This is a genomic window from Calothrix anomala FACHB-343 (assembly GCF_014696435.1).
GTDB classification, from domain to species: Bacteria; Cyanobacteriota; Cyanobacteriia; order Cyanobacteriales; family Nostocaceae; genus Aulosira; species Aulosira anomala_A.
On record NZ_JACJQG010000056.1, the window covers coordinates 30,192 to 42,897 of the forward strand.

Genomic DNA, 12,706 nt, shown 5'->3' on the forward strand with positions numbered 1-12,706 from the left:
GCGTCAAAGAATTGTTTCAAATACCTTCGCCAACAGCCCCTCACGCTAGAAGCGTGGGGCTATACGAACAAAGCCTGCCTTCGCAGGCTAAAATTTTTGAGTCCGCACAGGCGGATTTTGCCCATGTAGCCGCAGGTTTTAACCTGTCGGTTACTTTCGGTTAGACAAATTTTACGGAAAATACGGTAAATTTTCTGTATAAACTAGAAATAATGCGACACAACTATCATAAGGCTTACCAGGATGAGTCGAGACGCTTTAGTAGTGGGAATTAATACATATGACCGCTTAAGAAGTCTCAACGCGCCTGCTGCGGATGCGGAAGCTATAGCCCAAATTTTGGAAAAGTACGGGGAATTTCAAGTAACGCGCCTACCTGCTGTCAAAGACAAAGAAAACGAGACAATTCGCATTGGTAAGCAAACTAAAGTTAGTTTAACGCAGTTAGAAAAAGCCATAGTCCAATTATTTAAACCAGATGGAAAGCCGCCAGATACAGCGTTACTGTATTTTTCTGGTCATGGTTTGCGCAAAAATGTCGGAATTCAGGAAGGCTTTTTAGCGACGAGTGAAGTCAACCCAGAAGCAGGGAATTGGGGATTATCTCTACAATGGTTGCGGCGACTGTTGCAAGAAAGTGAAGTCAGACAACAAATTGTGATTTTAGATTGCTGCTATAGCGGCGAAGTGCTAAATTTTGCAGAAGCCGATCCAGGGGATAGAGGTAAAGGTAGAGATAGGTGTTTTATTGCCGCTTCTCGTGATTTTGAACTAGCCTATGAAGACATTAATAGCCAAAACAGCGTTCTTACCGCCGCATTAATCAAAGGTTTGGAACCAAAACAAGACCGTTGGGTAAGTAATTACACTTTAGTAGACTTTCTCAATCAAACACATCACCCCTTCCCCCAGCGTCCCATTTTTGCTAACTCTGGTGAAGCAATTAATCTTACCCGTCAGTGGAATACATCGCCTAGCAACTCCGCCGTACAAGAATCAGCTATCTGTCCTTACAAAGGATTATCTTATTTTGACTGCACTGAGGAAGATGCTAAGTTTTTTTATGGCAGAACTGCGTTAACAGATGAATTATTAGATAAAGTGCGTTCTGGTAATTTCCTGGCTGTATTGGGAGCATCAGGAAGTGGTAAATCTAGTGTGGTGAGAGCAGGTTTACTTTATCAATTAAAATTAGGACGTAGGTTATCGGGTAGCGATACTTGGCAATTTAAAATTTTTCGACCAGGCGCTAATCCTTTGCAAAGTTTAGCATTAGCATTTGTAGAATCGGGGTTATCTGATGTTGAGCGAGCATCACAATTAGATAAAGCTGAAGAATTAATTACTAAAGGAGCAGTTGGTTTAGAAAAGTTAATTACTGCTAGCCAAAATCAGCGCTTGGTGTTAGTGGTAGACCAGTTTGAGGAAGCTTTTACCCTGTGTCAGGAAGTTACTGAAAGACAAAAGTTTTTTGAATGTTTGCTTGGAGTTTTGCAGCGTAATGACAATAAACTCTGCTTAGTAATTACAATGCGAGCAGATTTTTTTGGTAAGTGTCTAGAACAGGATTATGGCGGACTTTCTAAGAAAATTCAAGAGCATTTAGTAACAGTAACACCGATGAGTCGGGGGGAATTAGAAACAGCAATTATTAAACCTGCTGAACAGGTGAGTTTAGAAATAGAACCGGAATTAGTTTCGGAGATGATTGCTGATGTAGAAGGTTCACCGGGAAGTTTACCATTGTTGCAGTACACGCTGACAGAACTGTGGAAGCAAAAAACTGAGCAACGGTTAACCCTTAATGCTTATACTCGGTTGGGTGGAGTTAGGGGAACGCTGCAAACACGCGCAACAGAAGTTTATGAATCATTATCACCAGAGGAACAGCAGGCAACGAAGCGAATTTTTTTAGAATTGACGCAGTTGGGAGAAGGAACAGAAGATACACGTAGACAGGTTGTGCAACAAGATTTAGTTAGTTCACAGTATTCAGAAACTTTGATTAATAGAATAATTCAACGGTTAGCTGATGAGAAGCTAGTTGTCACCAGTACCTTATCTAATCAAATTGCTGTGGTGGATGTGGCTCATGAAGCACTGATTCGCCATTGGTTGCTATTACGCAAATGGATTGAAGAAAGTCGGGATATACTGCGACAAAAGCGGAAAATTGAAGCGGCAGCTATTGAATGGCGAGATAGGGGAAAGGCGAAAGATTACCTGCTTCAGGGAAAACGGTTGAGAGAGGCAGAAGATTTTCACAAGCAACAAACTGAGAACTTAAGATTATCTGACCTAGCTATTGAGTTTATTCAAGCAAGTGTCAGACAAAGACAGAATAATCGCTTTAAATCCGTTGGGTTTTTCTTAATTATTCCGCTGGTCGCGTCAGTAGTTCTAGGTATTGTAATTGAAAAACAAATTAGGATAAGCCAACTTTGGCAGCAAGTCGATGCTGTTAAGGGAAAGGAGTATAGTCGAGTAAGAATTCAAGCACTGGAAAAGCTGGTACAAGCTGGTGAGAGTCTATTTAAAAAAGATTTCATCGATGCCAACCTCAGGGGTGCCAACCTCAGCGATGCCGACCTCAGCCGTGCCAACCTCAGCGATGCCGACCTCAGGGGTGCCAACCTCAGCCTTGCCAATCTCAGCCGTGCCAATCTCAGGGGTGCCGACCTCAGCCGTGCCAACCTCAGCTATGCCAACCTTAGCTATGCCGACCTCGGCGGTGCCAATCTCAGCGGTGCCGACCTCAGCTATGCAAACCTCAGCGGTGCCGACCTTAGCGGTGCCGACCTCAGCTATGCAAACCTCAGCGGTGCCGACCTCAGCGGTGCCAACCTCAGCAGTGCCAACCTCAGTGGTGCCGACCTCAGCGGTGCCGACCTCAGCGATGCAAACCTCAGCAGTGCCACATACCTGACTCCTGAGCGAGTTAAATCTGCTAACAATTGGGGTAAGGCAAAATACGACAAGGATTTTCGTGCCAAACTTGGTTTACCACCAGAACCAGCTAAGTAGATGAGCAAAAATATTTACAGTCATTGCGAGCGAAGGGTAGCAATCCCAGCCATTGCGATTGCTACCCTTCGGGAAGGCTTCGCCTACATTCCGCTGCGCTACATTCGCAATGACTTTTTATAATTAAGCGATAATTAAGGGAACTCCAAGAAATAAATTATCCCAAATTGTAGGGGCGGGGTGACCCCCATTGGTGTCAACTTAAGCTAAAAGCTATATAGGACAGATGTTGTGCAAAATCCTCTCGCCCTCATCCCCTAACCCCTTCTCCCCAAGGAGAAGGGGAATTGGATCTCTAGCTCCCCTCTCCTGCTGGGAGAGGGGCTGGGGGTGAGGGCAAAAACCTTTTCACCAAGCGGGTTTGACGTTAAGTTGACACATATGGGTGACCCCGCCCCTACGAGTTACGGGCTTGGTAAATTGATGATTGGAATATTTTTTTATTTGCAAGTCCCTAAGCGATCGCACTACACAAAAACGAACCTTGAAGCGGCTTTCCTTAACTCAATAGCGGCTTTCCTTAACTCAATAGCGGCTTTCCTTAACTCAATAGCGGCTTTCCTTAACTCAATAGCGGCTTTCCTTAACTCAATAGCGGCTTTCCTCAACTCAATAGTGGCTATTCTCAACTCAATAGCGGCTTTCCTTAACTCAATAGTGGCTTTCCTTAACTCAATAGTGGCTTTCCTTAACTCAATAGTGGCTATTCTCAACTCTGCATCTAATCTGAAAAAGTAAGTTTGTTGCACAAGAGAAAGTAGTGATGAAGAGCGATCGCAAAATCAAAGATTTGACTGCTACTTGGTAATATTTGTGCAAATCTAGGCATATGTCTTGATATAGTCAAGTATTTTGGTATCAAGAGGGCTTTTCTTGTTCTATAATAGATTAACGCTTAATTAGTGCGGGATGCAAAAGCTTACATAAAAACCTTCAAAGACTTAGCAAAAAATTTGTTTATAATAACTAAAAAAATAAATTATGCAAAGTATCAAATTACGCTCCCGTGTCGATGCCGATGGGATATTGAGGTTGGAAGTCCCTATAGAACTGGCGAATCTTGAACTTGACCTAGTTGTAGTCTACCAGCCTGTAGAGTCAGTCACAAACGACACCGAAAAACAAGAGGATATTCAAGAGATTAAACTCAGCCTCAAAGATAGTCTGGCTTTTGTTGAATCCCTGCTGAATCCCCCAGAACCTAGCTCTAAGATGCGGATCGCTGCTCAAGAATACAAACGGAGTATGGGGTTGTAGCTAGTGGCTGCTCCGACCTTTGGCTATGCGATTGAACCTTTGAATGCACAACACAATCGCTCAGAATTTAGCTGTGGTATAGAATCCCTTGACCGCTATCTACTTCAACAAGCTGGGCAAGATCTGCGTCGTCGCGTTGCGGCTACTTTTATCTTACAAGATTTGGATAATCAACTTATTGCTGGCTACTACACTCTCTGCGCCACCGCCATCAATTTACAGGATTTACCGCCTCAACAGGTTAAGAAACTGCCTAGATATCCTGTTATCCCAGCTACGTTGCTAGGAAGGCTGGCCATTGATGAACGCTACCAAGGTCAAGGATTGGGAAATTTCTTGCTATTCGATGCCTTCTGGCGTAGTCTGAGAAGTGAGGTTGCCTCTTATGCAGTGGTGGTTGATGCGATTGATGAGAAGGCGAGTGCTTTTTACCAACACCATCAGTTTCTTCCTTTCCCCGACCAACAGCAACGACTTTACCTACCAATGGCAACCATTGCTTCTATGTTTGAAGAGTAAGGCAAAGATACTCTGACGGACTGGATATTAATCTTAAATGATATTTTTCTGCAATCCTTTTCTCTAAGGGAACTCCAAGAAATAAATTATCCCAAATTGTAGGGGGCGGGGTGACCCATTGGTGTCAACTTACAGCAGTTTTCACCTATTTGAACCACATCTATCGTAGGGGCACGGCACCGACAATCTTTTGGTACATACAATAATTTTACTGATGCCGTGCCCCTACAGCGTGGTCTATTTACCTGAAAATAGCTGTAAGCTTAGATCCATACAGCGTAAGTCTTTGGGGTTCTCTCTCTTTGCACCATAAACTTTCGATCCCCCCTAACCCCCCTTGAAAAAGGGGGGAAAAGAATCAAAGTCCCCCTTTTTAAGGGGGATTTAGGGGGATCAAATATCTTGAGCAACAAAGCCTTTCACGTTAAGTTGACACCAATAGGGGTCACCCCGCCCCTACGAGTTACTTGGTAAATTGATGATTGGAATGTTTTTTTATTTGGAAGTCCCTAATAAAATAAAAAGACTTGAAGTTAATTTAACTCCAAGTCTAGAAATAACATTGTTTTCTTAAGAAATCTTGGTTACAGAGTCAAAGATTGGGCATTGGTTTCAATTAACTTAGCTAAATCTTGCAAGAATGCAGCCGCATGAGCGCCGTAAATAATTCGGTGATCGGCGGTAATATTTACCTGCATTTGTTGACGCACGCCAAATAATCCATCAGGAGTGGCGACAATTTGCGGACGAGATGCGCCGACTGCTAAAATTGCACCTTGTCCAGGAGGTAATATCGCGTCAAATGTATCTACACCAAACATTCCTAAGTTGGACACGGTAAAAGTGCCACTGTTATATTCATCTGGTTGTAGTTGTTTTGCCCTAGCACGATCTACTAAGGACTTCCAAGTGCGCGATAGGGAATAAATATCTACTAAATCTGCATTCTTTAACACGGGTGTAATCAATCCGCCATCATCCATTGCTACAGCAACAGAAATGTTGATGTCAGAATGATAAACAATTCCTTGGTCGGAATAGCTAGCATTAATTAATGGATGTTTTTGCAGCGTGACAGCTACAGCTTTTGCCAATAGCGCTGTCATGGTCACACCTTTGGATTTAATTTGCTTATACAGCTTATCTAATCCATCGGTGGTAATTGTATAACCTACACGGAATACAGGTACAGATAAGGTAGCTACCATGTTCCGAACAACTGCATTTTGGAAGGTAGTTAAAGGTACTACCTGACCAGGAATTGCACTGGCGACTGCGGGAACTGGTGCGGGTGGTGCTGTTGGAGTTGGTGGTGCTACTGGGGCGGTTGGGGCTACAGATGGTTTTGGTGCTACGGGGGCGCTAGCGGCGGGTTTACCTTTATTTGCAGCAGTTTCCACATCTTCAGCAATAATCCGACCGTAGGGGCCGCTACCTTTGAGGGTATTCAAATCGACTTTTAGCTCTTTCGCCAATTTACGGGCGCGGGGTGAAACCACTAACCGCCCTTCTTTATGGTTAGAGCCATTTTGAGATGTGGGAATTGCAGCAGCTGTAACAGTTGCGGCTACAGGTTGGGGAGCAGCAGCAGGCGCAGCAGCTGCACTACCAGAATTTCCAGCAGCTTTGGCGGCTTCGATTTCTGCTTCTGTTTCCACAATATAAGCGATCGCATTTCCCACAGCCGCAGATTCACCAGCTTGCACTAAGATATGAGCCAGATATCCTTCATAAAAGGATTCCACATCCATATCTGCCTTATCTGACTCGACAACCACCACTGTTTCGCCTTTTTCCACTTTATCGCCTGGCGACTTCACCCAAGATACAATCTTGCCTTCGGTCATGGTGGAACTCAGCGCCGGCATAAATACTTCGTAAATGCTCATAGGGTGGTTTGGTGAATCAATGAATTTATGGACTTTAACAGCTTTTACCAGATCGAATTGTATCTTGGTGTGAGAGTTTTGGGCTAGGGGATAGGGAGAGGACAAGGGGGACAAGGAGGACAAGGAGGACAAGGAAGCAGCTGACAAATCACTCTTGTACAGACGCGATTCATCGCGTCTCTGTCTTTGCCCCTTGACCATCTGGAACCAAAACCCCAAATCAATGTCTAATATAGATAGCAATTAAATTGCGATCGCTGAGTATTTACAACCAACAGCCACAGCAAGTATTTTATCAATCAAATGAGTTTATTTTCTCAGTTTACTTTTCCCATAATTACTCAAGTGAAAATCAAGGCTGCTTATCCAGAAGGTAGAAGTTCAGCGATTCACCTTCCATCTAAAATTTAAGGTTGATAATTTACTTGTTTGAAATTGAATTCTTGTTTAATTTTTATGTCACTAAAATGGAAATTGTTCTTGATTGTGATAATAAGTATGTTCGCTACTGCGGGCGCTGGAGCTTATTTTGCTCAACACCAGCCTGTAGCGCATACCCTAGAAACTAACGAAGGAAAAACCCAGGAAATAGCTGCAACTCAAATCTCCCAAGATCCTGTTATTTATCCAGAGCGTACCCAATATAAAGCCATACCCCTTGCCAGTCTCAACTCCAATCTTCAAGGTAGCAATCCGACTACATTAGCATTAAATATTTTTGAAGAAACTGTCAAAGAAGTTGGTACGCGGAAAGTCGAGGTAGCTTATCCCCAACGAAATCAAGCTTTAGTCACCATTACCCAAGTTCAACCCAGCAATAATCCAGTTAGTGAAGTTAAATATCGCGTGGAAATGAATACTTTTGGGCGATCGCTTTTAGTGAGTTCGCCACCTGTGTGGGAAATCGTCTGGGCTGGCTCGAAAGTGCAGTGTAACCCAGCAAAGCGCCCCCAACAAAATTTAATCCTCAGCTGTCAACCCACAACAGGGGAGTACAAAGCTGGGGATTCTTTTTAACGATAGCAATCTTATGCGATCGGCAAATACAAGGGACTGTTGACGGTTGACTGTTGACTGTTGACGGTTGACTGTTGACTATTGAGAAAAATCCACGCCACATGCATTTTTCTTAATTATTGGCAGTGGCATGGACTTTAACGCATGAATGCTAAAAAATGTCAGTAGATGCTGGTAAATAAGTCATTAGTTTGTTGTGATGATTAAGAGCGAGGAAAGCATACACAACAAATGACCAATGACTATTGACAAATGACTATTTTTAGATATCGCCACGAATTTCTTCAACAATCCCATCTCGAAGCACAATTTCGACTTGGGTTTTGCTGATCAGGTTATCGCCTGGTTCGATGCGGAAAAAACCTTCCATTTGAAATTGGTTAACTTCCTGATCTAACTCCAAGTACTGTACTTGCTGGAGGTTTTGCAGGAATTGATTTTTTTGCTCTAGAAGTTCGCTTTTCTTTTGATTGACTTGGAGTTGGATATTGTCAATCTGTTGGAGAGTTTGCGGCCCTGGGGGTTGCAAACTTTGCTTTTGAATAGCGGTGATTGCTCTTTGTCCTTCAATGTCTAGTTGTTGCAATTGCTGATCGGTTTGATTGATTTGCGCTTGTAATTGCTGTTGTACTTCCTCTTTCCATAGAGGAGTCACAATAACTTTGACATTAACGACACGTTTCAAAAGCATTTGTTGAGGTTTGGAGACATCCATACAGTTTCACGTTCACTCTATAATTTATTGTTTCAGTGGAATTATTAGGCAAACAGGGCGTTAATAAGATCGCGATAGCGTTCTGCGACAACATGACGCCGGATTTTTAGTGTTTGAGTCATTAAGCCATTTTCAATGGAAAACGGCTCAGGAATGAGTTTAAAGGGGCCAATACGGTCATCGGCTCGATAGCCTGGACGATTTTGCACTTCTCGGCTCAATTCCTTACGATATAATTCCTGGATTATTTTACTCTCAAGGTCTATTTTTTGACTGGGTGAGGCAGTAATATTATCACTTTTGCTGCTTAAGTCGAGGTTTTGGCTTTCCGCCCATTTTTCTAAGGCTTCCATATTCGGTACAATTAACGCACCCAAGCTGCGTTGGTCTTGACCGACAAGCATAATTTGATCGATATAGGGCGATCGCAAACAAGCATCTTCTATGGGCTGTGGCTCGATATTTTCCCCGTTAGTTAAAACAATTGTATCTTTTGCCCTGCCTGTCAGCACCAAATCATTTGCTGGCGTTAACCACCCCAAATCGCCGCTATCAAACCAACCTTCAGCATCGATGGCTTTTGCTGTCGCTTCGGGATTTTGGTAATAGCCTTGCATAATTTGCGGCCCCCTCAACAGTACCAAGCCTCGCTCCCCAATTGGCAGAGGTTTGCGAGTCTCTGGATCGACAATTTTCACTTCTGTAGCGGGGAGTGTGGGGCCTGATGAACCGCGTACATTATGCCAAGGACGACGCACATTAGTCACAGGGGAGGTTTCTGTTAAGCCGTAGCCTTGCAAAATCCGGATATCAATGATTTCAAAGAAATTATCTATATGCTTGGGAAGTGCGCCACCACCGCTAATTACATATTTAATTTGTCCTCCGGTTGCTTCTCGGACTTTAGCATACACTAGTTTTTCGCCTAAGGCATGGAGCGGGGACAAACTCAAGGCTTGAATTCTGGCTGATAATCGCTCAATTGCGGAAGCTTGAAGATGCTCTAAACTTAACCCGTCAGCAATCCGCTTGGCTTTAATATAGCGATCGCTGTTGCTCAATAAAAAGTTAATTAAACGTTGTTTTTTCGCTGGCTGTTCGCGAAACTGCTTTTGTACACCTTCATAAATTGATTCCCACAGGCGAGGTACAGCCACCATATACTGAGGTTTAAAGTCTTTTAAATCTTTTTTCACTGAACGCAGGTTAGTGTACACCTGTGTACAGCCTTGAGAAAGTAAGTAATATTCAGCTGTTCTTTCATAGCTGTGCCAAGTTGGGAGGATACTTAAGGCTATGTCACCCACATCTGGTTGTAATACCGTGCCAAAAGTATTGATTTGGTGTAATAAGTTCCCATGAGTGAGCATCACACCTTTGGGTTTGCCTGTAGTACCAGAAGTATAAATCAGTGTTGCCAGAGTATCGTAATTTTGCTCAACTGGTTCTAGAGTATGGTTGCTACCCAGTTCTACAAGCTGTGAGAAATTGAGTATTTTAAAATTTTCTTGGGTTTCTAGGGTTTCGTCGGTAAGTAAAATTACTAGTTGAATTGGTAAATCGTTGAGTCTATCTTGCAGTCGGTTCAGCGTCTTTAAATCTTCAACTACTACCGCAGTACTGCCACTATTGGCGACAATAAACAGCAATTCTTCCTTTTCTGCTTGGGAACTGCGTACCGCATTCACTCCCCCAGCCGTCATGATTCCTTGATCGGCAATAAACCATCGGGGACTATTATCAGCAATTAAAGAAATGCGATCGCCTGCTTTCACTCCTAAAGCCTGTAACCCAGCCGCAAATTGTTGAATCTTCTCTGCCAATTGGGTGTAATTAATTACCACTGCTGGTTTGCTGTGCGGATCTTTTAACGCCACCGTATTGCCAAAAGCCTTAGCTGCAATAGGCCAAATTTCCGAAATTGCATTTAAATTTGTATAATCGACCAAACGCTTTAATAATAAGCGTTCTCGCTCGGTAATATTCGCTAAATAAATTGCCGCAGATTTGCTTTGACTCATAACACATCACCTAATTACAAAATGAACTGTTTTTGTGAGAATTTTACTATTCTTCAACAATAAATCTCTTTAATATACACAATGCTTGCTGAGATAGCATTTTCGGAAACCGCTCGCTTCCATTAACAAAAATTTATGATAAAATTAATTTATATAGTTTTAAAGCAATGGATGTGATTGTATTTAATGCAATTGCAGACATTGTGATGACAGCTAACAATAGCGACCACCTATTATACAAGGGGGTGATTACCTGTGGTTTTAAAACACGCTGCATTACTGACACTCATCAATACTGTTGCTTGTTTGGGGTTTCCCAAGATGCTCTCAATTGTGCTTTCATCTAAAGGTAAACCGACTGAACCTTCAACCCATGCTTCCAGTCCACAAACAACTACAGTAGCAATAACCACCTTTCCGTATTGTACTGCTCACACCATAACAGGCAGCCCATTCTGTAAATTCCGTCCTCATTTTTGCGATCGCTGTACTCCCAATTAATTAGGTATTTAGCAGTATTTATACTGCCCAGATATATTGACGTAAGGTTTTGGATATTGTTCATCATCCGCAGGTGCATTCATACCACTTTGAGCCAAGATGAAAAATGTCATCTAACTTAAATCAGTCTTAAAAATCTTAGCAATGGTTTATTTATTCAGAAATAATTGAGATTTGCCTTCATCTAGAAGTAAACATGGATATTCGGTTTTTTAGATGATTGTCATTAAAAATTTCAATATTAATTAATCTAGACAAAAATTCCAAACAATGTTGTAACCATTTCACAACATACAACTTCATTGCTGTCAGTTTCTCCTGGTGGGTTATGTCAGAAAAGGATAAATTTCCAACGGAGGAAATAGCTCTAAAATAAAGATTTTTCGTACTTTTATAAAAGTCAATATTAAATGTATTTGTATAGCTTATATCAATGAGAAGAAAATCAAAATTTACTAGGTAGTCAAAAATACAGAATATGATTGATAATAAGAAATAGACTCACGAATTGTTCATTTATGAGGGGAGGTAATCTATGAGTTTCATAGATTGTATGTTATTAACACTCATCAACGCTGTTGCCTGCCTTGCATTTCCCAAGCTGCTATCGATGATTTTGGCAGTCAATACCAAAAAAAGTATACCAGCCCCAGTTCCCGTCACCGCAACCGAGTCTAACACTGAGGTTACCAGTTTTTCTGAATTAAGCGAATTGCGCCTGTAAAAATATCCGCATTCAGAGCGATCGCACAGATTGCTAGAAAGATAAAATAAGCGATCGCTTCATCTCTAAAATTACGAATTATTTGTTAGGGGCATAGCAGTGCTATGCCCTTAAAATTATCTGTAATTCACCAATTTAGGACTGACGCACCGAACACAAAACCCTCACAAGGGTGGTCAAAAGTCAAAAGTCAATGGTCAAAATTCAGGTTTTTGGACTATGGACTATTGACCATTGACAAAAAGCATGAAAAATATCTGACACTGCGGAAGTACTACAATTTACCTATATATCTGGGTTTTCTCACCTAGTTGATTTAGCTTGATTATTGGGAATACTTTATAGATAGCTAAAAACGTCACTGATGCTAAATTAACTGGTTATGTTGATTCTATATTTGAAAAATTCACCCAAAATTTTGTTGCTGGCGGCTATATTTAGTAGTTTTTTGCTGGGAATTGAAACTGCTAATAGCTGTGTTACTAAATCTCCTGTAAGCTCCAATTTGCCAACATCAACTGAAAATTTAATGACATCAAAAATAGAAACTTTTCGCGGAAAGTTAATTTATGAAGAAATTCCTCCTGTAATGTCGGTGCAAGCTTATCTAGGAGAAGAATTTTTTCTGGTGACAAATTCACAATCTAAAAATCGCTTAGTTTTGCGTCCTACAGAAAAAGTTTCTCGCGAGCAATTACAATCTTTGCATCAGCAATTAGTTGAAATAACGGCAATTTATCACGCGGGAAATCGTCCAGCATTGAATGAAGCTGCTTGTCCTTTAGATGCTGATGGACAATGTGTGCTTCAAGGTGCTGGTTATCGAGTTTTATCGATTAAAGTTTTATCTAAATAAGAATTTAGCAAGTTGGCGTTTTGCTAGTTGTGTAGGGTGTGTTATGCCGAAGGCTAACGCACCTTCCATTTTTATCTTATATTGGTGCGTTGCGCTACGCGACAACACACCCTACATTTATAATGTTATGAAAATTGAAATTAATCATAAATGAACCGCCAAGGACGCCAAGGACGCCAAGGA

The 12,706-nt window shown here is 41.8% G+C and carries 11 protein-coding genes; 6 read left to right on the forward strand and 5 right to left on the reverse strand.

The genetic code is table 11. The annotated features are described in order from the left end of the window. The first annotated feature begins 243 nt into the window (after positions 1-243). Entirely contained in the window at positions 244-3,024 is a 2,781-nt protein-coding gene (locus tag H6G08_RS26375; RefSeq protein WP_190548444.1) for an nSTAND1 domain-containing NTPase, read from the forward strand. 467 nt (positions 3,025-3,491) lie between these two features. Here H6G08_RS26375 and H6G08_RS38820 read toward each other — a convergent pair whose 3' ends face one another. Further along, entirely contained in the window at positions 3,492-3,773 is a 282-nt protein-coding gene (locus H6G08_RS38820; RefSeq protein WP_190548446.1) for a hypothetical protein, read from the reverse strand. A gap of 232 nt (positions 3,774-4,005) precedes the next feature. Here H6G08_RS38820 and H6G08_RS26385 point away from each other — a divergent pair, with 232 nt between their 5' ends. Further along, positions 4,006-4,281 carry a type II toxin -antitoxin system TacA 1-like antitoxin gene (locus H6G08_RS26385; RefSeq protein ID WP_190548499.1) on the forward strand — a complete coding sequence of 92 codons (276 nt, stop codon included), beginning with the start codon at positions 4,006-4,008 and terminating at the stop codon, positions 4,279-4,281. A gap of 3 nt (positions 4,282-4,284) precedes the next feature. Further along, positions 4,285-4,800 (forward strand): GNAT family N-acetyltransferase, encoded by a 516-nt coding sequence (locus H6G08_RS26390; RefSeq protein ID WP_190548447.1) that lies wholly within the window; start codon positions 4,285-4,287, stop codon positions 4,798-4,800. A 584-nt stretch (positions 4,801-5,384) separates the two neighbouring features. Here H6G08_RS26390 and H6G08_RS26395 read toward each other — a convergent pair. Then, positions 5,385-6,689 carry a dihydrolipoamide acetyltransferase family protein gene (locus tag H6G08_RS26395; RefSeq protein ID WP_190548449.1) on the reverse strand — a complete coding sequence of 435 codons (1,305 nt, stop codon included), beginning with the start codon at positions 6,687-6,689 and terminating at the stop codon, positions 5,385-5,387. Between the two features lie 498 nt (positions 6,690-7,187). On the opposite strand from H6G08_RS26395, the gene H6G08_RS26400 reads away from it, so the two are divergent. Then, complete coding sequence (locus H6G08_RS26400; RefSeq protein WP_313942813.1) at positions 7,188-7,706, forward strand: hypothetical protein; 519 nt, start codon at positions 7,188-7,190, stop codon at positions 7,704-7,706. Positions 7,707-7,968: 262 nt separating this feature from the next. On the opposite strand, the gene H6G08_RS26405 is transcribed toward H6G08_RS26400, so the two are convergent. The 3 genes from H6G08_RS26405 to H6G08_RS26415 form a co-directional block, all read right to left on the reverse strand. After that, positions 7,969-8,421, reverse strand: a complete 453-nt coding sequence (locus H6G08_RS26405) for a YlqD family protein (RefSeq protein WP_096644864.1) — start codon at positions 8,419-8,421, stop codon at positions 7,969-7,971. Positions 8,422-8,465: 44 nt separating this feature from the next. Next, positions 8,466-10,442, reverse strand: a complete 1,977-nt coding sequence (locus H6G08_RS26410) for an AMP-dependent synthetase/ligase (RefSeq protein WP_190548453.1) — start codon at positions 10,440-10,442, stop codon at positions 8,466-8,468. Positions 10,443-10,675: 233 nt separating this feature from the next. Beyond that, the gene (locus H6G08_RS26415; RefSeq protein ID WP_190548455.1) at positions 10,676-10,855 is read right to left on the reverse strand and encodes a hypothetical protein; all 180 of its coding nucleotides are present in this window, start codon (positions 10,853-10,855) and stop codon (positions 10,676-10,678) included. Positions 10,856-11,478: 623 nt separating this feature from the next. Here H6G08_RS26415 and H6G08_RS26420 point away from each other — a divergent pair. Then, on the forward strand, positions 11,479-11,667 hold the full coding sequence (locus H6G08_RS26420) for a hypothetical protein (RefSeq protein WP_190548457.1): 189 nt from the start codon (positions 11,479-11,481) through the stop codon (positions 11,665-11,667). A gap of 529 nt (positions 11,668-12,196) precedes the next feature. Next, positions 12,197-12,523 (forward strand): hypothetical protein, encoded by a 327-nt coding sequence (locus H6G08_RS26425; RefSeq protein ID WP_190548459.1) that lies wholly within the window; start codon positions 12,197-12,199, stop codon positions 12,521-12,523. Positions 12,524-12,706: the final 183 nt, after the last annotated feature.